Genomic DNA, 22,749 nt, shown 5'->3' with positions numbered 1-22,749 from the left:
ATTCTGAAATCACATACCCCTATAATGCCACATTAAAACAAAAAAAAGCAAGCCGAATTTTTGTTTCAGCCGGCTTTTTTTGTTAGATTGTTTCGATTGCTTCATTTTCTGCCTGTTTTTCTGTTTTTTCTAGGAAGGCTTCCATTAAATCGACCATCTCTTGTTGACTTTCCGCTTGATTGATTGCAACTTTTACTTTAGCCGCACGCGGGATTCCCTTTAAATAATAAGCAGCGTGTTGCCTGAATTCTCTAGTAGCAATTTTTTCACCTTTTAAATCGGTTAAACGTTGCAAGTGTACTTTAGCTGTTTCAATTTTTTCAAAGGGGGTTGGCTCTGGTAGTAGTTCTCCAGTTTCAAGATATTGCTTCGTACGTTGGATCATCCATGGATTCCCCAAGGCAGCTCTACCGATCATCACACCGTCAGCCCCCACATATTCTAGCATACGTTTGGCATCTTCAGGTGTACGTACATCCCCATTTCCCATAAAAGGAATCGTCAGATGTCGTTTGACTTCTTTTAAAATATCCCAATTTGCTTGACCTTCATACATTTGAACTCTTGTACGACCATGCATGGCAATGGCAGAGGCTCCTGCTTTTTCAGCAGCTAACGCATTTTCAACCGCAAATAAGTGATCTTCATCCCAACCAGTTCTCATTTTAACTGTGACTGGCAAATCTATAGCGGAGGAAACAGCGTCTACCATTTCGTAGACTTTGTTTGGGTCTAATAGCCATTTTGCCCCAGCTTCTGCTTTAATGACTTTATTTACAGGGCATCCCATATTGATATCAATGATCGCCGCTTTCGTATTTTCTTCTACAAATTTAGCTGCTTCGACTAAGTTCTCTTTGTCTCCACCGAAAATTTGTACGCTTAATGGATATTCTTCCTCATCTATATAAAGCATATCTAGCGTTTTTTTATTTCTTTGCTGTATTCCCTTATCACTAATCATTTCACAGACAACTAGTCCTGCACCAAACTCTTTGACTGTTACACGAAAAGCTGCATTACTAATACCCGCCATAGGTGCTACAACGACACGGTTAGGAATTTCGATATCTCCTATTTTCCACATATGGACCTCCTGTTATTTTTCACGAGTATTTTTGGTTGCTTCGTCTCTTAATTCTATCAAATCAGCTTCGCTATAGTGGTATTTATTGCCGCAAAATTGACAAACAGCTTCAGCTCCATGATCTTCCTCAATCATAGCATTGATTTCATCTAATCCTACTGCAATGATCGCCGTGCCAAATTTTTCTTTTGAGCAGTTACATTTAAATTGCACTGGCATTTTTTCTAAGATTTCGATTTCATCTTTTCCAAGCAACCGCTCTAGTATTCCTTCCGGCGATTCACCTTCGTCAATCAAACGGGAAATCATCGGAACTTCTTGTAGCCGTTTTTCAATAAAATCAATTGTTTTTTCATCCGCACCTGGCATTACTTGAATCATAAATCCACCTGCAGCCTTGACACTTTCATCGGTATCAACCAGAACACTTAAGCCGATTGCCGATGGGATTTGCTCAGAGACTGCCATGAAATAAGTAAAGTCCTCTCCTATTTCGCCAGAAACGATTGGTGTTTGCCCCGAAAAAGTTTCTTTCAGGCCTAAATCTTTGATTACTGTAAAAATCCCTTCAGTTCCAACTGCACCGCGAACATCGATTTTACCATTTTCATTTAACGTTAAACTAACATGCGGATTTTTAATGTAACCTTTTGTATTCCCATCCCCATCGCTATCAACAACTATCGCGCCAGCTGGTCCGTTTCCTTGAACTTTTACGGTTAATTTGTCTTCGCCTTTCAGAGTTGCGCCTAAAAGCAAAGCTCCGACCATCGTTCTGCCTAACGCTGCTGTCGAAGAACTCCATGTATCATGACGTTTTTGTGTTTCTGAGATTGTATTGGTTGCGCAAACTGCATAAGCGCGAATTGATCCTTCATAGCATAATGCTTTAACTAAGTAATCTTCCATTTTTATTTTCCTCTTCTCACTTGCTTCTTTTTCTAACTCATTATCAGATAATACTAGTGTTCGGCTATTTTTTCAACTAAATCATTTTAAGCTAAAGAAAAAAAAGTTGCGACCAACAATTGGAACTGATAAGTGCTACTTGCTTTTTTTAGAGTAATAGACCATAGGCAATGAAACGTATTTTTATTTATTAGCCGATTGGTTCAAAGGAAAATAAATTCTTAAACCAAAATACAGTAAGGTTGTACAAATCAATACTACATAAAAAGCTGTAACTGCTACTTATAAAATACAGCAATGCCATGGGTTGCGCACGCAACTATTAAAAATGTCTCCGTTACACTCACTGAACGAGTGTAACGGAGACTTTCATGTGCTTATTTGTAACGATCGTCAAAGTTGTTACGGTCATATTCAGAATCATTTTTGTGTTCTTCATCAGATTTTACTTCTGATTGAACTTTTTCTTCTGTTTTTTCACTGTCCGCTTTTACTTCTTCCGTTTCGTCATGTAACTCTTTTTTCGCTTCCTCAAAGTCTTGTTTTTCTTCGGCTTGTCTTTGTGCATCTTTTTCTTCTAATGCACGTTTGGCTTCCTCGAATGTTTGAGCCTTTTCACTAGGGAATTGGCTATCGATAACATCCTGTGGCATAACGCCTTCTTCAAACAATGATTTGATACTACGAGCATCTAATGTTTCATACTCTAATAGTTTTTCAGCAATTAGTTTATGTTGCGCACGGTGCGTTTCAATGATTTCACGCGCTTTATCGTGTGCTTCCATCAAGATACGACGTACTTCTTGATCGATTTCGAATGCTACCTGTTCTGAGTAAGCTTTTGTTTGACCATAGTCACGTCCAACAAAGACTTGGTGGTTTCCTTCATATTGAACAGGACCTAATTTGTCACTCATTCCATATTCAGTTACCATGCTGCGGGCAATCCCTGTTGCTTGTTCGAAGTCATTAGAAGCACCTGTTGATTGTACATCGAAAATAATTTCTTCTGCTGTACGTCCACCAAGTAATCCAACGATTTGTTCAAACATGTCTTCTTTGGTCATTAAGAATTGATCTTCTTTTGGTAAAGCGATCATATAACCGCCAGCGCGTCCACGAGGAATGATCGTTACTTTATGAACGATACGGGCACGGCTTAAGACTAAACCAACAATGGTATGTCCTGCTTCGTGGTAAGCAACCATTTCGCGTTCTTTTTTATTGATCACACGATCTCTCTTCGCAGGACCTGCAATTACGCGGTCTTCTGCTTCGTCCACATCGGATGCATCAATTTTCTTTTTATTACGACGAGCAGCAACTAGAGCCGCTTCGTTTAAGACGTTTTCTAAATCAGCACCAGCAAAACCTGGTGTTTGTTGTGCTACGACTTTCAAATCAACATCGTCAGCTAATGGTTTGTTACGAGCATGAACTTTAAGAATCGCTTCACGGCCTTTTACATCAGGACGACCAACTAAAATTTGACGGTCAAAACGGCCTGGACGTAATAATGCCGGATCCAATACATCTGAACGGTTTGTTGCAGCTACGACGATTACGCCTTCGTTGCCATCAAATCCATCCATTTCAACAAGCAATTGGTTTAGGGTTTGTTCACGTTCATCGTGTCCGCCGCCCATACCAGCACCACGTTGACGACCAACGGCATCGATTTCATCGATGAAGATGATTGCTGGTGCATTTTTCTTCGCTGTTTCAAATAAGTCACGGACACGGCTTGCACCGACACCGACGAACATTTCAACGAAGTCTGAACCTGAGATAGAGTAGAACGGTACACCTGCTTCACCGGCAACGGCTTTAGCAAGTAAGGTTTTACCAGTCCCCGGAGGTCCTTCTAATAGAACACCTGCTGGGATGCGGGCACCTAATTCAACGAAACGGCGAGGGTCTTTTAAGAATTCGACCACTTCAACTAATTCTTGTTTCTCTTCTTCCGCTCCTGCTACGTCAGAGAAGCGTACGCGGTTGGCTTTTTTGTCTGCTTCTTTGGCTTTTGATTTACCAAAGTTCATGACACGGCCGCCCCCACCGCCACCGCCGCCTTGTTGTCCCATCATCATGTAGAATAAGAAGATAAACAATACGATTGGTAAGAAACTAAATAAGATAGAAAGCCAAGCACCACTAGATGATTGTTCTTTCACTGTAAGTTTTACATTATTATCTTTCGCCATATCTTGGATTCCTGATAAGGTGATATCACTTGGTAAGACAATGGTAGTAAATGCTTTAGTTGAAACTTCTGTAGATCCCCATAAAGAAAGACCACCAGTATTTTTGATTTCTTGTTTTTCTTTGTACTGACCTGTGATCTTATACACACCATTGGTTGGTTGGATCGTCAGTTCTTTCACTTTACCTTCTTCTAATTGGGTACTGAAGGTTGAGTATTCGATATCTGGTGACTGAGGATTGTTATTTCCAAAAATGAAATAAACAACCATGACCATCGCCAAAATCAGCAATACATAATAAAGGCCATTTTTCATGCCGCTATTTTTTTTATTCATGCCTGTCCTCCTTTGATTACTGTTCGTAATTTAATTTTACGGTTTATTTTTATCAATCCTGACCTTTACATTGTAACATAACTAAATCTAAGAGAGATATTAATTTGATTCGTAGATTTCAGGTTTTAATACCCCTACATACGGAAGATTTCGATAGCGTTCAGCATAATCTAAGCCGTAACCTACAACAAACTCATTGGGTACGTCAAAACCAACGTAATCCGCAACGATATCGACCACACGGCCTTCCGGTTTATCTAACAATGTTACAATTTTTACGGATGCTGCTTTTCTATACTTAAAGAGATCAACTAGATAGGCTAACGTACGTCCGCTGTCAATGATATCTTCTACAATCAGAATATCACGACCTTCAACATTTGTATCTAAATCTTTAACGATTTTTACTTCACCAGAAGACACGGTTGTATTGCCATAGCTGGATACATCCATAAAGTCCATTTCTAAGTACGTATCAATTGTACGTGTGATGTCCGCCATAAAAGGAATTGCTCCCTTTAAAATACCGATCACTAATGGATTTTTATCCTTGTAGTCTTCTGTTAGTTGTTTTCCAAGTTCAATTGATTTTTCAAGAATTTGTTCTTTGCTAATCAAAACTCGTTCAATATCTTTCTCTAACATAGTGCTCTCCTTTTCCTGTGAGATCATTATTCATGATTTTTATATTATTTTGTTGCTTTGAATAAAAGCATTTTCTATTCCTTACTCTTTTATTTTATAAAGGAGCCTGTAGAGTATTTTATCAGTTTCTTTCGGAATACTCAAATAGGAATTTACAAAAAGAGGAACCCAAATAATCTGATCTTGCGCCGAAAGAATGATCCAAGCTTGATCTCTGAGCAAATTTGGAACTTTTTGATCAATAAATATCCGATTCACTCTTTTCGTTAAGTCAGGCGTCATCGATATTCTGTCACCATTTTTACGATGACGGATCGTTAATGGTAATCTCGTTTGCCCGCTTATGAGTAACGAATGCTCTGACCAATTTTTTATTGTTTCTGGCTGCTGTATTTTTTCTTCTGTCGTTTCCAATCCTAGCCATTCATTTTCAGAAAGAAAAACTTGCTCATTTTCACATAAAAAAAAGGGGCCTTCTTTATAATTCAGCTGATTTTTCTTTAGATGGACAACATTGTATTCTTTTACTATTTGCCAACCTTGTTCGATATCCATCATCAATTGGGGGGCTGGCTGATTGAGCAGTTTTAGTAGTTGTTGAAGCTGCGCTTGACTGATTAGCACACCTTGTGAAACAATTGTTCGTTGGAAAAAAAACATTAAGAAAAAAAGTTGAACACTTCTTTCTTCCCGCCTTAGTTCTGATAATTGACATGCCCAACCTTCTGCTGTTTTTTTTACCCAACGCTCATACTTTGGTTCAATAACAGACTGAATAAGCTCGTCAGCTAAAGTAAGTTGCTCACTAAAATCAGTGATATGCTGTAAGAAATTTGGATTTTCCTGTTTTAAAATAGGGATAACCTGATGCCTCATACGATTACGCAGATAGGTATCGCTTTGATTAGAACGATCTTCAAAATACACAATTCCTGATTGTTTAGCAAACTGTTCCAACTGTTCTTTGGAAAAAATTAAGAAAGGTCGAATCAATTCACCACCACCAAAGGGTCGTCTCGCTCTGATCCCAACTAAATTTGATAGTGCACTTCCTCTTACCAATTTCATCAAAATCGTTTCAGCTTGATCATCGCTATGGTGAGCAGTCAAAAGCGTAGAAATATTTTCTTGTTCCATAATTTCAGAAAAAAAAGTATAGCGAAAATTGCGGGCACGAGCCTCTGTATTTTTTGACTTGTCAACTTCTTCCCACACTTTACTATAGTATGAAATCCCTTTTTGTTGGCAGTACTCACTCAAGTATAATGCTTCTTCTACTGATTCTAATCGTAAGCGGTGATCGACATGGGCGACAATCAATTTTAAGCAGTCTTTTTGCGCCGCCTTTCGCATGAGTTCTAATAATACCATCGAATCAACTCCACCAGAAATTGCTAATAGTAATTTTTGGTTTGGTTGCCAGTACGCATTGTTTTTACAATGATCATAAAATTCTCGAAACATCTACTCACCTCTTCGTTCCTTAGTTTATAGACTTCCACAAAAACTGCACCAAACATAAAAGCCGAGCTTTCGCTCAGCTTCAATTATCTATTCGTTAATTACGACGTCCACCGCGTCCGCCACGTTTGCCTTCAGTATTCCGTTTCAGTGAAGTTAAACGATCATCACTATCTTTCAAAAATGAGCTCATCAATGAATCAAAATCTTGTTTTGAATTATTCATCGGTTGTGCTCTTGTAAATTGTTTTTTAGGTGCTGGACGTTGATTCCGATCACGATTGCCTTGATGCTCATTGTTATCACGACGTTGATATTCACGTTTTGGTTCTGCTGCTTGTTCTTGAGCTTTACGAATCGATAAGCCTACTTTACCGTCATCACCGACTGAGGTAACTTTTACAGTTACTTCATCTCCTACGGTCAACACATCATGGATATCTTTTACAAATCCATTTGATACTTCACTAATGTGAACCAACCCTGTTTTTCCTTCACCTAGATCGATGAAGGCACCAAAATTAGTGATACCAGACACTTTTCCTGGCAACTTCGCTCCTACTTCAATTGACATAAAAAAAATGTTCCTCCTATTATTTACCCTATTATATCTGCAGTTATTCGCCTGATTGTTTTTCAGTTGAATGAGACTGTGATTGACTCTCTTGTGATGATTCTTTTTGTTCATTGCTGGAGCTAGTCGTTCCGCCTAACTCTGGAATGTTATAGATTTGTTCGCCTTCTTTTGAAACATAAAAACGGCTACGAGCCAACTTCGCTACGTAATCATCATCTCTTAAAAGGGCCACGTCTTGTTCCAAACGATTTAACTTCTTATCAGCTTCTGCGGATTCAGCAACCGCTTCTGTGTGCTGCTTTTTGAAAGCACTCAATTGTTGATAATCCTTCATTAGCTGCATCCCTGAAACGATAAAAATCACAAACGCCACGAGAAAAACAACTGCCAAACGTCGGCGTCTGAAAATCAACTGCTTTTGCTGTTTTTGAAATTCAGCATACTGTTCTTTAGTATACTCATTATCTAATGCAGCAACTTTCTCCATGTCTTTTTTCTTTTTTCCCATGTTTTCCGCTCCACTCGTTTTTGGTTTGTCCAGTTTATTATACCAACATCTAAGAAGCTTGTCTAATCTAAATTCTCACTATTTTCGACTCTTTTCTCTGAAATAATCTGATACATCTTTTCTGCATCATCTTTTTTCGTTGAATCACGAAGCTCGAGTACTTCGATTTCTAAGATTTTATTGCCAAATTGGATTCGAACTTGATCCCCAATTTTTACATTACTCGATGATTTCGCCAAGATGCCATTGATTTGAATCCGCCCCTTATCAGCAACTTCTTTTGCTACAGGTCTTCTTTTAATAATACGTGAAACTTTTAAAAATTTATCTAAACGCATAATTATTTCCTCTTCATTCTTAATATTTTTGCTCCAAACGGTAATGTCAGCCATTCCCGTACAGTAAATAACTTTATTTTGATGATACTGTAAATAAATGTTCCTGCACCAATTAAAACGCCCACTAATGTAAAGATCAACGCCTGACCTCGGTGGTCGACCGTTCCAAGAAACAACGCAATCACACCTTGATAACAGATCAATACAATACCCATTGTCGCTAAACTGATCATTAGTTTTTTGAAAAAGCGATGTTCTATAACAAAACGGTTAATCTCGTTTTTAGAAAAAAGCATCAAGAAAATGAGCGTAGTAATCAATCCTGCAATCGTAGAAAGACTTGCACCTACTGTCCCCCATGAATATGTCAGTGGACTTGTGGAAATAAGTTTTACCAAAAGACCCGCACATGCAGCAACTATTGCTGTCACAAACTGATTACGGCTCTGTAAAATACTTTGATAGGCTTGAATCACTGCCATAAATGCAATGGACCAAACATAGATGCCTAAGACCCCATTGCCATGATAGTCCTTAAACAAAGCAAAATTCATGTATGGGAGCAGTAATACTAAACCTAATGAAGCAGCAGCTGCAACGGTCGTTGTCAAACGTAAAAAGACTTTAGCCGCTTGCAAAAAGCGTCCTTGCTCTTGACTAACAAAATATTTTGTTAGCGTTGGTAAAAAACTGGAGCTCAACGCCAATGCAACAACCAAGCCTAATTGAACGAGCGGCTGACCACGATCATACACACCTTTATCAATCTTTGCTGCAGAATCACTTATCCCAGAAATAACCAGTGTATTCTTTACAACAAATGAATCGACCAACTGAAAAAGAATTAAAAAGGCACTATACAAAGAAACAATACCGCCTTCTACTAGCAAACGTCTAAACAAGCTCCCTGAATTCCTTGACCATCTCCATTGAGTCAGATAAGCAGAACTGCCTATCCGAATCTTTCGATCATAATACCACAAAATTCCTGCAGCAACTACGCCGCCTAAAAGCGCACCAGCCATTGCAATGGTTCCAGTCTGATAAACTGACCAGCCAAACTTAGAAAATGAGTACGCCGCAACTAAAATCACACCAACTCGAACGAGCTGTTCTACCACTTGTGAAACGGCACTTGGAATCATCCTTAAATGTCCTTGGAAATTTCCACGATAAAATGACAATACTGGAACTAGCAAAAAGGTAAATGAGACAACTTGGATCAAAGAGGACAATTTCAAGTCTCCCATCATATACGCAATTTCATAGCTACCGAAAAAGAAGAAGGCCCAACATAAACCCGCCAAAATAAAAACAAAAGGAAAAAGTTGTTGCAATACTTTTTTCTGCTCACTGATTTCTGGTTGTTCTGCTACGATTTTAGAAATAAATTGCGGCAGTCCTGATAATGCTAAAGTCATTGCTATACCATAAATCGGATAAACTTGTTGATAGACGTAAAACCCTTCATCCCCAACTAAATTTTGAAACGGTACCCGATAAACTGCACTCAACACTTTGGCGATAAATGATGCTACCGTTAAAACAACCGCGCCTTGCATCATCGTCCGCATTTCCTTATGTGCCATAGTTGACCTCCAATCTAAAGGCTGAATGAGCTTATTTTGCTTCACTTAAAAATAGATGAATGTGAGTGTGAAGCTTTTTTATCACAATCAGATGTTCCCTTTTTTTCAAAGCACTAAACTATCCATCTTGTCTTTTTCTATGATTCTTCAACAGCTACAGTTTTATATTTTTCCTGTCTCAAAGCTGTAGTAAACAACGCCACTTCTTGCAGCCAAGCGGCTTCCTTCATATCTTTAGGCACTTTCAAGCGAATAGACATTTTTTCATTATCTACTGCAAGATCTGCTTTTAATTGTGTGTTGGACAAGGCTTCAAAAATTTGTTCTACATTATATGTTTTAGTGCCAATCTTACTTAGTGTAAAGATGATTTCTTGTTGTCGTTTACGGATCGTTTCTATTAATGCTCGATCCCCATCCATTTTAATTCGTCCTGTCGTCAATAAATGAGCAACTTCGTCTGGGTATTCGCCAAAGCGATCCAGTAGATCTGCTTCTAGTTCATCATACATATCCATATTTTCCAATTGACGGATCCGTTTGTAAATTTCAATTTTTTGACGTTCATCATCGATATAGCTTGTCGGTAAGTAGGCATCGATCCCCAAATCGATCTCAACTGATGTTTTTTGATCTTGGATATTTTTCCCTTGTTTGCGAGCAACTGCTTCTGAAAGCATTTGAGAGTACATATCAAACCCAACAGAATCAATAAAGCCATGTTGCTGTGCACCTAATAGATTCCCTGCACCACGTATTGATAAATCGCGCATCGCAATTTTAAACCCTGAACCTAACTCGGTGAAATCCTTGATCGCTTCTAAACGTTTTTCACTCACTTCATTTAAAATCTTTTGTTGTTCGTACATAAAATAGGCATACGCTACCCGATTACTTCGACCAACCCTACCTCGTAATTGATACAAGGTGGACAGCCCCATGTAATCAGCATTTTCTACAAATAAAGTATTGGCATTAGGAATGTCTACACCCGTTTCAATGATTGTCGTTGTCACTAATACATCATATTGCCGTTCAATAAAATCGAATAAGGTGTTCTCTAATTGCACTTCCGTCATCTGACCATGTGCATAAGCAATCCTCGCTTCTGGAACCAATGCTTGAATTTCTTCAACCTTTTGCTCGATCGTATCTACTCGATTGTATAGATAAAAAACTTGCCCATCACGAGCCATTTCTCTTTCGATGGCCTCTCTAATTGCTCCTGGATTATTTTCCATGACGTACGTTTGGATCGGATAACGATTTTCAGGCGGCGTCTCGATAACAGATAGATCACGTACGCCGAGCATCGACATATGCAGTGTTCTAGGTATCGGTGTTGCAGTCAGTGTTAAAACATCGACTTGCGCCCTTAATTGTTTCAATCGCTCTTTATGCTTCACACCAAAACGCTGTTCCTCATCGATCACCAGCAAGCCTAAATCACTAAAATTCACATCTTGAGAAAGCAGGCGGTGAGTTCCTACGACAATATCGACTTGACCATGTTTGATTTTTTCAATCGTTTCATTTTGTTGTTTTTTCGTTCTAAAGCGGCTCAATAAACCGACTTCTACCGGGAAACCTTCAAATCGATCCAACATTGTTTCGTAATGTTGCTGAGCTAAAATTGTTGTTGGAACCAAAAAGGCCACTTGTTTATTATTGTTGATTGCTTTAAATGCGGCCCGTAAAGCGACTTCTGTCTTACCGTAGCCAACATCGCCAACCAATAGACGATCCATTGGGCGCGTTTTTTCCATGTCGTGTTTGATTTCGGCCGTACTTCTCAGCTGATCATCTGTTTCGCTATAGGGAAAAGCATCTTCAAATTCTTTCTGATAAGCATCATCTGGTGGAAAAGCATAGCCTTTCTCAGACTCTCTTGACGCATAAAGTTGAATCAAATCGTCTGCAATATCTTCAATTTTAGATGTAACTTTGCGTTTTGTTTTACTCCATTCGCTACCACCCAATTTATTAACTTTTGGTGATTTCGCTTCAGAAGCTACAAACTTTTGAATCAGGTTCAACTGCGTAACAGGAATGAATAGTTTATCATCGTTTTGGTATAAAATCGTGATGTAGTCTTGATGGACACCATCCACTTCCAACGTCTGCATCCCAATATATTTTCCGATCCCATGATTGGCATGAACCACATAATCTCCTGTTTTCAGATCGCTATAGCTTTTCAAGCGTTCTGCATTCGAAACAGTTTGACGCCTTGCTCTTTTTTTCGTCGTTGTGTGGAAAATTTCTTTTTCAGTGATCGCAACAATTTTTTCTACTGGCAACTCAAACCCAGATTGCAGCGCCCCTTCAACGATTTGAATTTTACCTTCTATTAATTTATCAGCTGAGGCGGTCACACTTGAAATAGCAAAATCACGAAACAATTCTTCCACTTTTTGACTACGTTCTTTTGTCGGAACAAAAACAATAACCGTCTGATCCTGTTTTTGCCAACGGTCCATTTCCGTTTTTAGTAGGGGCATTTGACCAAAGAATTGCTGCATCGAACGATATTGAAAATTATGAACCGCTTGGAAACGCAGATTGCCCATACCCTTTTGAAATAGTGAAAAGAAAGTTGTTGAGAACGTCATTTTGCGTACTTGCTCGTGAAACTCTACACCAAAAGTCTGCTCAGGAAAAATACGCATTTCTTCTAGTTTAAGCACTTGCCATTCATTTTCTTCCCGAATAATTTCACGTTCTGCTTCTAAAATACGCGCATAGTCATCAATAAAAACCAAACTATCTTCTGTTAAATAATCAAGTAAGGTCGTTTTATTTTCATACAGTAGATCTGTATAGTAATGAGCCGTATCTGTGGGAATCCCTTGACTCCAAGAACTTGCCAACTGTCCAAAATAGTCTTCTAGAAACCCTTTTTCAGACGCATCTTTAGCAATTGCTACTCGTTTCTCCAATGCTTTCGTCAGCTCTTTTTCCCCATGGATCAAATCGTCTTTAGAAAAAACCAAGTCTGTCATTGGTGAAAGTGTGACAGATTCAATAGGCCCGACCGAACGTTGTGTATCTGCTTCAAAGTAACGGAGCGAATCGATCTCAATATCAAACAATTCCGCTCTTACTGGATATTCTGAATTCAATGGATAAACATCGACAATACTACCGCGAATACTAAAATCCCCTGGTTTTCCTACTAAGGATTGGCGCTCATAGCCCATCAAAACTAATTGCTGCGCTAATGTATCTAACTCGATTTCGCCACCAAGCTCCCAATGAAGCTGAGCCTTTTCCCAAGTTTGTTTACTTGGTAAATATTTCCTTAACCCGGCTACTGGAACAACGATAATCCCTGCTTGATCGGTCAAAAGAAAATTAAGTGCCGCCACTCTTTCAGCTCTGGCTTCTGGTGAAGAAAAGGCCATTTCAGCTGATAACACCTCATCAACAGGAAAGATATAGACTTCTTCATCTGACAAAATATTACGAAAATCTTCGACTAATTGGTTTCCATAGTAAAGATTTGGAACGGCAACAACGATTTTTTTATTCTTCTCTTTAAAGCCACTGGTCATGACTAATGTTTTTGCAGAGCCGGCTAACCCTGTAATCAACTGGCGGGTATTCCCTGTTAATTGCTTTTGCCAATCTCGGGCTAGTTCACTTGCACCAATTCGTTCAATGATGTTCACGTCAGACTCCTCCTAAAATTTAAAAGCTGAACAGGCTCTCCCAGTCTTGATTGAAAAATAGAAAAGTATGAGGGTGGCGTCTCTTGCCACAATCAGATTTTATCTTTTTTCTGAAAGACTAGCCTGCAAAGCTAGATAACTATAAAAGCTGAACAGGCTCTCCCAGTCTTGATTGAAAAATAGAAAAATATGAGGGTGGCGTCTTTTGCCACAATCAGATTTTATCTTTTTTCTGAAAGACTAGCCTGCAAAGCTAGATAACTATAAAAGCTGAACAGGCTCTTCCAGTCTTGATTGAAAAATAGAAAAATATGAGGGTGGCGTCTTTTGCCACAATCAGATTTTATCTTTTTTCTGAAAGACTAGCCTGCAAAGCTAGATAAAACTTCCTATTTCACTTATTTCCCATTAAATTGATTCATCGTGTCAACAAACGTATGGCCTTCACAAGCATAGATTGCCGCATCTGCTGCGCTTTTCACCGCTAGTAAAATCTCTTCATATTTGTCTTTAGGGAACCCTGTCAATACATGATGAACAACCGTATTGCTCCCAATTGGACGACCAATACCGATCTTGATTCTCGGAAATATGTTTGTACCTAGGTGTGCAATCAAACTTTTCATGCCATTGTGCCCACCTGCTCCGCCTTTCTCTCGTAAACGAATCTTCCCTGTTTCTAAATCTAAGTCGTCATAGATCACGATCAACTCATCATCTTCTACACCATAATAAGTCATTAAAGGACCCACAGAGCGGCCAGACTCATTCATGAATGTTAGTGGTTTGACTAGCATGATTTTCTCAGTTCCAATGAAAAATTCTGCAATATCTGCTTCAAACTGACTTTTATTGAAGGTCGCATTATAACGATGCGCAATTTCATCTACCGTAATAAAACCAATATTATGTTTTGTTTCTTGGTATTTACTTCCTGGGTTACCTAACCCAACGATCATCTTCATCTATAATTCTCCTTATAAAAACATTGCGGCAAACGGAATCTTCTCAGAAAAAAAATACAGAATCTTCTTTGCCTTCTTGTTTATTCATTGTCCAACACAAAATACCCAGGCAGGAAAATCCTCTGCCCAGTTTTTTTATAATTATACCATAAAACAATCGATTGCCGAATCTTTTAAGTTGTTAAAAAAGCCATAAAATTTAATTGTCTTTTCTCCCAATCAAACTAAATAGGTAAAAACAGAAATAGTGAAACACCGCACATGAAAGAGTTTTCTTATGAAACACCTTTAAAAACTGTATTATTTTTCTAAACAAAAAACGTGACAAACCTCACAAACGATGGTATTATCAGTGTGATAAAACAATTATCTGAAAGGAATGATACACATGACTGCAGCAGTTGGGAACAAAGACCACCAAAAGGTAATTTTAGTTGGAGATGGCGCTGTCGGATCTAGTTATGCTTTTGCCTTAGTCACTCAAAATATTGCTCAAGAAGTTGGTATTATTGATATAGATACAAAGAAAACTGAAGGAGATGCCGCTGATTTATCTCACGCATTAGCTTTTACTTCTCCTAAAAAGATTTATGCCGCTACTTATGACGATTGTCACGATGCTGACCTTGTTGTCTTAACAGCAGGTGCCGCACAAAAACCAGGTGAAACACGAATCGATTTAGTGCATAAAAATTTAAAGATCAACAAACAAATCGTCACTGCAATCGTTGATTCTGGATTTAGTGGCATCTTCTTAGTCGCTGCCAATCCAGTGGATATTTTAACTTATTCTACATGGAAATTCTCAGGATTTCCAAAAGAACGCGTTATCGGTTCAGGAACATCTCTAGATTCTGCTCGTTTCCGTCAAGCAATCGCTGAATTAGTTGATGTGGATGCCCGTAATGTCCATGCGTATATTTTGGGAGAACATGGTGATACTGAATTTCCAGTTTGGTCACATGCCAATGTAGCTGGGTTGCAAATTTACGAATGGGTCAAAAATAATCCAGACGTCGATGAAGAAGCGATGGTCAACTTATTCTTCAATGTACGAGATGCGGCTTATTCAATCATTGAGAAAAAAGGTGCAACCTTCTACGGAATCGCAGCTGCCTTAGCACGAATTACAAAAGCGATTCTAGATGATGAAGATTCTGTCTTCCCCCTATCTGTTTATTTAGATGGTGAATACGGACAAAATGATATTTATATTGGTGCACCAGCTGTGATCAACCGCCAAGGAGTCAAACAAGTGATCGAAATTCCGTTGACAGATTCAGAAAAAGATCGCATGAACGCTTCTGCTAACGCTTTGAAAGATGTAATCAAGTCAGCGTTTGAAAAATTTGAAGCTGAAAATAATTAGTAAAAGCTCTATCAGAAATCGAGATGATTTCTGATAGAGCTTTTTATTAGCCCTGATACAAAATTCCTTTTTCGGCTAACCCTTCTTTTATTCGGCTAAGTGCGTCTTCACTTTCACAACGTATCGTATGTAGATGGATACCACCGGTCAACTCGGATAATAGCGACGCACTACTTTTTTGATATGCTTTGATGAACGCTTTCACCTCTTTTTCTGTGCGGATATGCAAACCTCCTGTTAATTCACCATAAATCGGATGCTCTACCACAACATCAAGCAACTCACCACCTAAAAAGACAATTGTTCGTAATTCCTCTTCCGTTTGTTCGGGAGAGTGCTGACAGGCAATTTTCCGAATGATACCTTGTTTATTTTCTTCTTTTTCCAGCAGATATCCTCTAGCTGTTGCGATAATATCATGACCTGCAGCTCTTAAAAGGGCTACATCTCCAACCACAATTTGGCGGCTGACTTTGAACTCTTTTGCAAAACGACTGGCACTCACAGGCTTTTCTGCTGATTCTAATTCAAGTAAGATCGCTTCCCGTCTTTTTACACCATCCATTCAATTCCCTCCTGGCTCTTTTAATCCAGCTGTTTTTGCTGAAAATGTTTTGATGCGTCCATAATTCCTTGGTAAGTTTCTTTGATCACTTCTTTGTACGCATCATTTTGGATATACGTATTGATTTTTTCTAAAACTTCTTGTTCTCTTGAGGTATCTAATATCTGCTTGTCAGCAGTTTTTTTGATAGCAACAATTGCTTCTACTACATCCATACGTTCTTCTAATAATGCAACTATTTTTTTGTCTAGTGTATCAATTTTATCGCGTTGGATTGTTAAAGGAGGCTGATTCGGCTCATCCAGTTCAATTTCTTTGATGATTTTTGCAGGATTACCGCCAATTACACAATTATCTGGAAAAGATTTGGTTACGACAGCCCCTGCTGCTACAACCACATTATTACCTAGCGTTACACCTGGAGTGATGATAACACCACCGCCAAGCCAAACATTATCCCCAATCGTGATGGGTTTTCCAAATTCCAACCCACTATTTCTTTTGACTGGATGTAGAGGATGTGTGGCTGCATATAGTTGAGCGTTCGGTCCAAACATGCAATTGTCCCCAATCGTAATTGGACAAATATCTAAGAAAATACTATTAAAATTGGCATAAAAATTTTTACCAACATGAATATTAAACCCATAATCAAAACTAATTGATGGTTCAATGTAACTACCTGTTCCAGTTGTTCCAAAGGTTTCTTCCACTAATTGGCGGCGGATTTGGCTGTCTTCTTCTTTATTGATCAATTTCATCTGTTCTCTTGCAAATTTGCGAGCTGTTGCCAGTTCTGGATCACCAGCAAAATAAAGTTCGCCCTCGATCATTTTTTGTCGTTCTGATTTAATTTCTTCCATTTTAAAGCTCCTTATCCTATATTTTCAAAGACCTTCACTGCATCTTCTTTTAAAAAATAAGCATCCCTATTTAATTGAATCGGTGTTTGATTAATCACTAAAAGTGTAGCTGCGTCATTTGCATAATGAATCAAATCACAAAACGGATGCACTTGAAAGCTAGTCCCAACGATCACGATCAGATCAGCTTTTGCTATAGCTTCGATCGATACCGCTATTACTTTTTCATCTAATCCTTCTTCATATAGAACAATATTCGGTCGAATTTGGCCACCACATTGCTCATGCCTTGTAGAAGTTAGATAAGCTTTTGCTGAAACTGCTTGACCACATTTTCTACAATAACAATCATATAAGTTTCCATGAAAATCAACAAGCTGCTGCATTTTCGCTTTGGCATGGAGGCCGTCTATATTTTGGGAAACGACCCATGCATTCTTAGTTTTTTGTAGTTCTGCTATTTTCATATGGATGATATTTGGTTTGGCATTAGGATGATATAATGTTTGCACAAATGAATAAAATTTTTCTGGTTCCTCAATCATACAAGTCTGGCTTAACAGATATTCAGGTCGTTCGATTCCTTGATAAATGCCAGACAATGAGCGATAATCTGGGATGCCTGAGGCTGTTGACACACCCGCGCCTGTTAAGAAAATAATACGATTAGCTTGCTGGATCAGGTTTATCGCTTTCGTTTCATTAATTGTTTGCATTGTCTCATCTCCTAATAGTTTCATTATAACGTAAAGACGGAAGAGATAGAAAACATATTCGTAGAAATAAAAAAGAATTGCGTTCATATTTGCTAATTAGGACACGAATTTTGCACGTTAAAAACAGGTGAAAAGCTTTTAATTATGTCCGCTTTATCACTGTCTTTTCATGACAAACAAAAGAGAACGTGATAGAATACTTAATGTATAAAAGTGAGGTGAAACTTCGTGGTAGCATTTATTATTTATTGGGCAGCTATTTTAGTCTGCATTGCTTGGGGTGTTCTAAGTTTATGGTTTTCGATCTATTATCTTTCACGCAAAGAAAACGGAAATCTGTGGGCGTTTGCATTCTTTAACGTTCTTGCTGGTATTATTTTGGCTATTGTTTTAGTGATTTACAAAACGTGGGATTTCGATATTACAACTTATTCAAGCTTGATTTACACAATCTTAGCTTCATATGGTGTCTTAACTGTCTTACAAGCTATTTTAGGCCGCGAACCAAAAGAAGCAGCAAAAGCTTAATTATATTTTTTGACTGTCAAAAAGTACTGAAAAGGTATTCCTTTTCAGTGCTTTTTTCTTGTTCTTTGATTAATTAGGATGACCACGATCATTTTATCTTTCACACTCTGTTTTGAGCTACTAGAAACAAATGGACTATTACCCTAAAAAACATCTCGAGCCGTTCTACGGTCTTCTGTATTCTTTATGTCTAGTACAGCTACAATACAAACAACGCTGATTACCACAATTGTGTTTATCCAAGTTTTTTTATAATCAATTGACATGAAATCCATTATTTCCAAACAAATCTTAGGTAAACAAGCAATTGACTTTTCCAAGTAAATAACGTACACTTTATACTCGAATTGAATAATTAAATAGTACCTCAAATCGAGGTAGAGGTTGCGTTTTTTATTAAGCTTGTGGAGTGAGAGGACACGTCGAAACAAGTCTAGGAAAAATCGCCGAAATGCATAACAGCCTCCCTGTTATGTGTTGGGACGTAAGCGAACAACTTGCGGACTGTCTTAGTAGTGATGCTAAGTTGCGCTATGTTTTTGTTGAGAGTACCTGACGATATAGGCAACTATGCATTTTGCATAGTTGTTTTTTTGTGTGAAAGAAGAAGCTGTTTCAATGTATTCTTCAAAACTCTTTAAACTGAATTATAGTAAAACAAATTCAAGGATGTATAAGAAAGGAAGACAATTATGAACAAAAAATCATTTTCACTTGGCTTGTTATTTGCATTTATTTTAGTTATTTTCTGTGCTCCAGTCTTTAGTCAAGCAGAAGGAACAGAGGCTAACGGAGAATTCCGTGTTGGAATGGAGGCTGGTTACGCCCCGTTCAACTGGTCCCAAAAAACAGATGCACACGGTGCTGTACCAATTCAAGGAAATTCTTCTTATGCAGGGGGCTACGATGTACAAATCGCTAAAAAAATTGCTGCCGGCTTAGATAAAAAACTCGTGATCGTTCAAACAAAATGGGATGGTCTAGCCCCTGCTCTGCAATCTGGAAAAATCGATGCGATTATTGCTGGTATGAGCCCAACGGCTGAACGACGCAAAGAAATTGATTTTACTGATCCTTATTATGAATCACAATTAGTTGTAGTTGTTCAGAAGAAAAGCAAATTTGCAGATGCTAAAAACTTAAAGGATCTATCTGGTGCTAAAGTTACAGCACAGTTAAATACCTTCCATTATAGCGTGATCGATCAAATTCCAGGTGTGAATAAACAACAAGCAATGGATAACTTTTCAGCAATGAGAACGGCATTGGCTTCTGGTATGATCGATGGCTATGTGAGTGAACGGCCTGAAGGTGTGACCGCTACAAGTGTGAATAAAGAGTTGGAAATGCTCGAATTCTCTAAAGAAAATGGCTTCCAAACCAATGCTGAAGATGTTCAAATCGCAGTTGGTATGCGTAAAGCAGACCCAAACATTGCTAAAGTGAATCAAATTTTATCCGGTATTTCTTCAGAAGAACGCACAAAAATCATGGATCAAGCAGTGAAAGATCAACCCGCGGCTGAAACAAGTGATAGTGAAAAAACTGGCGTTCTAGCTGATTTTAAAAATATCTGGGATCAATACGGCGGTATGTTCTTACGCGGTGCAGGTTTAACCTTGTTTATCGCATTGATTGGTACCTTTGTCGGAACAGCTTTAGGTTTATTGATTGGAGTCGTTCGTACGATTCCAGAATCCGACAACAAAGTGAAACGGTTCTTCCAAAAATTAGGCAATGGTTTGCTTTCAATTTATATTGAGGTGTTCCGCGGAACACCTATGATGGTGCAGGCAATGGTCATCTTCTATGGTCTAGCTTTAGCTTTTGGCATTTCTTTAGACCGAACGGTTGCGGCATTATTCATTGTTTCCATCAATACAGGAGCTTACATGTCGGAAATCGTTCGTGGTGGGATTTTTGCTGTTGATTCTGGACAATTTGAAGCAGCACAAGCCATTGGAATGACACATGGGCAAACTATGCGTAAAGTCATTGTGCCGCAAGTTTTACGTAATATTTTACCCGCTACTGGGAATGAATTTGTAATCAATATCAAAGATACAGCCGTTTTGAGTGTTATCGGTGTTGCTGATCTATTTTTCCAAGGAAATTCTGCCTCTGGTGCAAACTTCCAGTTCTTCCAAACATTTACGATCGTAGGGATCATGTACTTGATCATGACCTATGCTATCACACGAGTTTTACGTGTAGTCGAGAAGAAAATGGACGGCCCTTCTGCTTATGTCAAAGTTGAAGAACTAGAAAACGTAAAAGAAAGCTAAAGAGCTTTCAAATTTAGGAGGAAATAATATGAGCGCAATTATTGAAGTCGAACATTTAAGAAAAAGCTTTGGTGATAACGAAGTGTTAAAAGATATCAATGTAAACGTCACGAAAGGAGAAGTTGTCACGATCATTGGCTCTTCTGGTTCAGGTAAATCAACCCTGTTACGTTGTATCAACTTACTCGAAAAACCAACTGGAGGCAAAATCATCTATAATGGTGAAAATGTCTTAGAGCGTGGGTACAATCTGCCAAAATACCGTACTCATTTAGGGATGGTGTTCCAATCATTTAACCTATTTAATAATATGAATGTTTTAGAAAATTGTACCTCAGGACAGCTTACTGTTTTAAAGCGTAATAAAGAAGAAGCAAAGAAAATTGCGTTAGAAAATCTTGAAAAAGTTGGTATGGAACGCTTTATTGATGCAAAACCAGCCCAACTTTCCGGTGGACAAAAACAGCGTGTCGCCATCGCTCGTGCCTTATCGATGAATCCTGATGTGATGTTATTCGATGAACCAACTTCAGCTCTTGATCCTGAAATGGTCGGAGAAGTACTGAAGACTATGAAGGATTTAGCCCATACAGGATTAACGATGATCATCGTCACTCATGAAATGGAATTTGCTAAAGAAGTTTCTGACCGTGTGATTTTTATGGATAAAGGTGTGATTGCAGAAGAAGGAACTTCTGACGATATCTTTGTTCATCCAAAAGAAGAACGGACGAAAGAGTTTTTACATCGAATTTTATCAAAACCTTAAAAAATAAATCAACACTCGCTTGAGCAGTCACTGTTCAAACGAGTGTTGATTTATTTATATTGTCTAATCGTTGGTGGTGTAAAGGTAGCGATAAATGCTTGAATCGCATCTAAATCTTCAGAAAAGAAAATCTTTGCTCGGTCTGCTTCCGTTAAAAATCCATCGCGAACCATTTTATCAAAAAATTCGGCTAATAAATCATAATAGCCCTCTACATTAAAAAAGACACAGGGATTTTGATGTTCACCAACCCTTCCCCAAGAAACAACTTCTGATATTTCTTCCAACGTTCCAGGTCCACCAGGCAAAGCTAAATAGCAATCTGCCAAATCGATCATTTTACGTTTACGCTCATGCATGTCAGTAACAATATGCATTTCAGTAATCGCTTGATGTGCTAATTCACGCTCCATTAGAAATTTTGGCATCACTCCGATTGCTTTGCCACCATTGTCAATAACTGTATCGGCAAGAATTCCCATCAAACCAATATTGCCTCCCCCATAGACAAGGTCATACTTATTATTGGTCATCCATTGGCCTAACACTTTTGTTTGTTCCTGATAAATTGCTTTATTTCCTACACTTGCCCCGCAATAAACGGCCATTCTCTTCAACTAATTCCCACCTATTCTAACTGACTAACAGATTGTCATTTGATTTGATTTTTATGCTTCTTCATTCTGTGATTGATAAGAAACATCATTAAATGTTTTTAGCGTGTAATTCTGTAAATCATTTTCTTTTTCTAAAATTGTAATACTCGTATTCGCTAAGGGACCACCTTCACGCCATTGTGATTTTTCTTTTCCGATCAAGGAATTGATCAACGTAATCAACAGCACACCATGTGCTACAATTAGTACTTTTCCATCTGGGTATTTTTTACTGATTTGTTCTATTGTTTCAGTAGATCGTTTTACTAAAGAGTCGATCGTTTCACCACCAAAAGCTGTGGGATCATACAGGTCTGGTCGTTGACGTAAGTTCTTTGTTTGCTCATCTGTATGATCGATTTCAATGCCTTCACGTTTACCAAATTTGATTTCTCTTAGGCTGTCATAATAATTCACGGTTAATCCATCTAAATAATTATTTTCTTTAAGAAGGTAATTCGCCGTATCCATCGCTCTTTTTTGAGTGCTGACAGCAACTGCATCAAATGATGTATCGCAAAGATAACGTCCCGCTTGGATTGCTTGTTCGATGCCGATCGGTAACAACGGCGAATCGATTTTTCCTCCTTGAAATCTCAAACTCAAATTCAGTTCTGTTTTTCCATGTCTCACAAAATAAAATGTGGTCATCTCTTTTCCCTCCATTTTTGACTGTGCCTTCCTCTTGATTATGATACTACAAATAGC

20 protein-coding genes and 1 riboswitch are annotated in these 22,749 nt (G+C 38.4%); of the genes, 4 read left to right on the top strand and 16 right to left on the bottom strand.

Going from position 1 to position 22,749, the window contains the following annotated elements; translation table 11 throughout:
* Positions 1–82 precede the first annotated feature (82 nt).
* From dusB to pth, 11 genes are all read right to left on the bottom strand, one after another.
* The gene (gene dusB / locus IGJ55_RS02365; protein ID WP_430607245.1) at positions 83–1,087 is read right to left on the bottom strand and encodes a tRNA dihydrouridine synthase DusB; all 1,005 of its coding nucleotides are present in this window, start codon (positions 1,085–1,087) and stop codon (positions 83–85) included.
* Positions 1,088–1,099: 12 nt separating this feature from the next.
* On the bottom strand, positions 1,100–1,996 hold the full coding sequence (hslO, locus tag IGJ55_RS02360; protein ID WP_430607244.1) for an Hsp33 family molecular chaperone HslO: 897 nt from the start codon (positions 1,994–1,996) through the stop codon (positions 1,100–1,102).
* Between the two features lie 377 nt (positions 1,997–2,373).
* Complete coding sequence (gene ftsH / locus IGJ55_RS02355) at positions 2,374–4,536, bottom strand: ATP-dependent zinc metalloprotease FtsH (protein WP_069641238.1); 2,163 nt, start codon at positions 4,534–4,536, stop codon at positions 2,374–2,376.
* Positions 4,537–4,635: 99 nt separating this feature from the next.
* Positions 4,636–5,181 carry a hypoxanthine phosphoribosyltransferase gene (gene hpt / locus IGJ55_RS02350; RefSeq protein WP_430607243.1) on the bottom strand — a complete coding sequence of 182 codons (546 nt, stop codon included), beginning with the start codon at positions 5,179–5,181 and terminating at the stop codon, positions 4,636–4,638.
* Positions 5,182–5,262: 81 nt separating this feature from the next.
* A complete protein-coding gene (tilS, locus tag IGJ55_RS02345) occupies positions 5,263–6,645 on the bottom strand; it encodes a tRNA lysidine(34) synthetase TilS (RefSeq protein ID WP_430607242.1) in 1,383 nt (460 codons plus the stop codon).
* Positions 6,646–6,739: 94 nt separating this feature from the next.
* Positions 6,740–7,216 carry a S1 domain-containing RNA-binding protein gene (locus tag IGJ55_RS02340; protein ID WP_069641235.1) on the bottom strand — a complete coding sequence of 159 codons (477 nt, stop codon included), beginning with the start codon at positions 7,214–7,216 and terminating at the stop codon, positions 6,740–6,742.
* A 43-nt stretch (positions 7,217–7,259) separates the two neighbouring features.
* Entirely contained in the window at positions 7,260–7,727 is a 468-nt protein-coding gene (locus tag IGJ55_RS02335; protein WP_069641234.1) for an FtsB family cell division protein, read from the bottom strand.
* A gap of 62 nt (positions 7,728–7,789) precedes the next feature.
* A complete protein-coding gene (locus tag IGJ55_RS02330; RefSeq protein ID WP_430607240.1) occupies positions 7,790–8,065 on the bottom strand; it encodes an RNA-binding S4 domain-containing protein in 276 nt (91 codons plus the stop codon).
* A gap of 2 nt (positions 8,066–8,067) precedes the next feature.
* On the bottom strand, positions 8,068–9,654 hold the full coding sequence (locus IGJ55_RS02325) for a putative polysaccharide biosynthesis protein (protein ID WP_069641232.1): 1,587 nt from the start codon (positions 9,652–9,654) through the stop codon (positions 8,068–8,070).
* 137 nt (positions 9,655–9,791) lie between these two features.
* On the bottom strand, positions 9,792–13,325 hold the full coding sequence (gene mfd, locus IGJ55_RS02320) for a transcription-repair coupling factor (RefSeq protein ID WP_430607239.1): 3,534 nt from the start codon (positions 13,323–13,325) through the stop codon (positions 9,792–9,794).
* Positions 13,326–13,723: 398 nt separating this feature from the next.
* Complete coding sequence (gene pth, locus IGJ55_RS02315) at positions 13,724–14,290, bottom strand: aminoacyl-tRNA hydrolase (RefSeq protein WP_429950998.1); 567 nt, start codon at positions 14,288–14,290, stop codon at positions 13,724–13,726.
* A gap of 388 nt (positions 14,291–14,678) precedes the next feature.
* On the opposite strand from pth, the gene IGJ55_RS02310 reads away from it, so the two are divergent.
* On the top strand, positions 14,679–15,659 hold the full coding sequence (locus tag IGJ55_RS02310; RefSeq protein ID WP_207121802.1) for an L-lactate dehydrogenase: 981 nt from the start codon (positions 14,679–14,681) through the stop codon (positions 15,657–15,659).
* A gap of 46 nt (positions 15,660–15,705) precedes the next feature.
* On the opposite strand, the gene IGJ55_RS02305 is transcribed toward IGJ55_RS02310, so the two are convergent.
* From IGJ55_RS02305 to IGJ55_RS02295, 3 genes are read right to left on the bottom strand one after another with little or no spacing between them, the layout of a single operon-like run.
* The gene (locus IGJ55_RS02305; protein WP_069641228.1) at positions 15,706–16,224 is read right to left on the bottom strand and encodes a transcription repressor NadR; all 519 of its coding nucleotides are present in this window, start codon (positions 16,222–16,224) and stop codon (positions 15,706–15,708) included.
* A 20-nt stretch (positions 16,225–16,244) separates the two neighbouring features.
* The gene (locus IGJ55_RS02300; RefSeq protein WP_207121804.1) at positions 16,245–17,087 is read right to left on the bottom strand and encodes a chorismate mutase; all 843 of its coding nucleotides are present in this window, start codon (positions 17,085–17,087) and stop codon (positions 16,245–16,247) included.
* Between the two features lie 11 nt (positions 17,088–17,098).
* Positions 17,099–17,803, bottom strand: a complete 705-nt coding sequence (locus IGJ55_RS02295; protein ID WP_430607238.1) for an NAD-dependent protein deacylase — start codon at positions 17,801–17,803, stop codon at positions 17,099–17,101.
* A gap of 228 nt (positions 17,804–18,031) precedes the next feature.
* On the opposite strand from IGJ55_RS02295, the gene IGJ55_RS02290 reads away from it, so the two are divergent.
* From IGJ55_RS02290 to IGJ55_RS02280, 3 genes are all read left to right on the top strand, one after another.
* Positions 18,032–18,331 carry a hypothetical protein gene (locus tag IGJ55_RS02290; protein WP_069641226.1) on the top strand — a complete coding sequence of 100 codons (300 nt, stop codon included), beginning with the start codon at positions 18,032–18,034 and terminating at the stop codon, positions 18,329–18,331.
* A 370-nt stretch (positions 18,332–18,701) separates the two neighbouring features.
* A riboswitch (Lysine riboswitch) is annotated at positions 18,702–18,873 on the top strand.
* A gap of 150 nt (positions 18,874–19,023) precedes the next feature.
* On the top strand, positions 19,024–20,616 hold the full coding sequence (locus tag IGJ55_RS02285) for an ABC transporter permease subunit (protein WP_430607236.1): 1,593 nt from the start codon (positions 19,024–19,026) through the stop codon (positions 20,614–20,616).
* 28 nt (positions 20,617–20,644) lie between these two features.
* On the top strand, positions 20,645–21,385 hold the full coding sequence (locus IGJ55_RS02280) for an amino acid ABC transporter ATP-binding protein (RefSeq protein WP_069641224.1): 741 nt from the start codon (positions 20,645–20,647) through the stop codon (positions 21,383–21,385).
* A gap of 50 nt (positions 21,386–21,435) precedes the next feature.
* Here the strand turns inward: IGJ55_RS02280 and IGJ55_RS02275 are convergent, their stop codons facing one another.
* A complete protein-coding gene (locus IGJ55_RS02275; protein WP_430608108.1) occupies positions 21,436–21,993 on the bottom strand; it encodes a TIGR00730 family Rossman fold protein in 558 nt (185 codons plus the stop codon).
* 60 nt (positions 21,994–22,053) lie between these two features.
* The gene (locus tag IGJ55_RS02270; protein WP_207121806.1) at positions 22,054–22,692 is read right to left on the bottom strand and encodes a histidine phosphatase family protein; all 639 of its coding nucleotides are present in this window, start codon (positions 22,690–22,692) and stop codon (positions 22,054–22,056) included.
* Between the last annotated feature and the right edge of the window lie 57 nt (positions 22,693–22,749).

This window comes from Enterococcus sp. AZ170, from assembly GCF_050545135.1.
Taxonomy (GTDB): Bacteria; Bacillota; Bacilli; order Lactobacillales; family Enterococcaceae; genus Enterococcus_L; species Enterococcus_L ureilyticus.
This window is presented reverse-complemented; position numbering and strand designations above follow the sequence as displayed.

What these genes read in the sequence shown, in the direction of transcription:
- IGJ55_RS02330 (WP_430607240.1), bottom strand. Translation starts at nt 8,065, where the DNA reads ATGCGTTTAGATAAATTTTTAAAAGTTTCACGTATTATTAAAAGAAGA.
- pth (WP_429950998.1), bottom strand. Translation starts at nt 14,290, where the DNA reads ATGAAGATGATCGTTGGGTTAGGTAACCCAGGAAGTAAATACCAAGAA.
- ftsH (WP_069641238.1), bottom strand. Translation starts at nt 4,536, where the DNA reads ATGAATAAAAAAAATAGCGGCATGAAAAATGGCCTTTATTATGTATTG.
- IGJ55_RS02310 (WP_207121802.1), top strand. Translation starts at nt 14,679, where the DNA reads ATGACTGCAGCAGTTGGGAACAAAGACCACCAAAAGGTAATTTTAGTT.
- hslO (WP_430607244.1), bottom strand. Translation starts at nt 1,996, where the DNA reads ATGGAAGATTACTTAGTTAAAGCATTATGCTATGAAGGATCAATTCGC.
- IGJ55_RS02285 (WP_430607236.1), top strand. Translation starts at nt 19,024, where the DNA reads ATGAACAAAAAATCATTTTCACTTGGCTTGTTATTTGCATTTATTTTA.
- IGJ55_RS02275 (WP_430608108.1), bottom strand. Translation starts at nt 21,993, where the DNA reads ATGGCCGTTTATTGCGGGGCAAGTGTAGGAAATAAAGCAATTTATCAG.
- IGJ55_RS02300 (WP_207121804.1), bottom strand. Translation starts at nt 17,087, where the DNA reads ATGGAAGAAATTAAATCAGAACGACAAAAAATGATCGAGGGCGAACTT.
- dusB (WP_430607245.1), bottom strand. Translation starts at nt 1,087, where the DNA reads ATGTGGAAAATAGGAGATATCGAAATTCCTAACCGTGTCGTTGTAGCA.
- tilS (WP_430607242.1), bottom strand. Translation starts at nt 6,645, where the DNA reads ATGTTTCGAGAATTTTATGATCATTGTAAAAACAATGCGTACTGGCAA.
- IGJ55_RS02270 (WP_207121806.1), bottom strand. Translation starts at nt 22,692, where the DNA reads ATGACCACATTTTATTTTGTGAGACATGGAAAAACAGAACTGAATTTG.
- hpt (WP_430607243.1), bottom strand. Translation starts at nt 5,181, where the DNA reads ATGTTAGAGAAAGATATTGAACGAGTTTTGATTAGCAAAGAACAAATT.
- IGJ55_RS02325 (WP_069641232.1), bottom strand. Translation starts at nt 9,654, where the DNA reads ATGGCACATAAGGAAATGCGGACGATGATGCAAGGCGCGGTTGTTTTA.
- IGJ55_RS02280 (WP_069641224.1), top strand. Translation starts at nt 20,645, where the DNA reads ATGAGCGCAATTATTGAAGTCGAACATTTAAGAAAAAGCTTTGGTGAT.
- IGJ55_RS02305 (WP_069641228.1), bottom strand. Translation starts at nt 16,224, where the DNA reads ATGGATGGTGTAAAAAGACGGGAAGCGATCTTACTTGAATTAGAATCA.
- IGJ55_RS02335 (WP_069641234.1), bottom strand. Translation starts at nt 7,727, where the DNA reads ATGGGAAAAAAGAAAAAAGACATGGAGAAAGTTGCTGCATTAGATAAT.
- IGJ55_RS02340 (WP_069641235.1), bottom strand. Translation starts at nt 7,216, where the DNA reads ATGTCAATTGAAGTAGGAGCGAAGTTGCCAGGAAAAGTGTCTGGTATC.
- IGJ55_RS02295 (WP_430607238.1), bottom strand. Translation starts at nt 17,803, where the DNA reads ATGCAAACAATTAATGAAACGAAAGCGATAAACCTGATCCAGCAAGCT.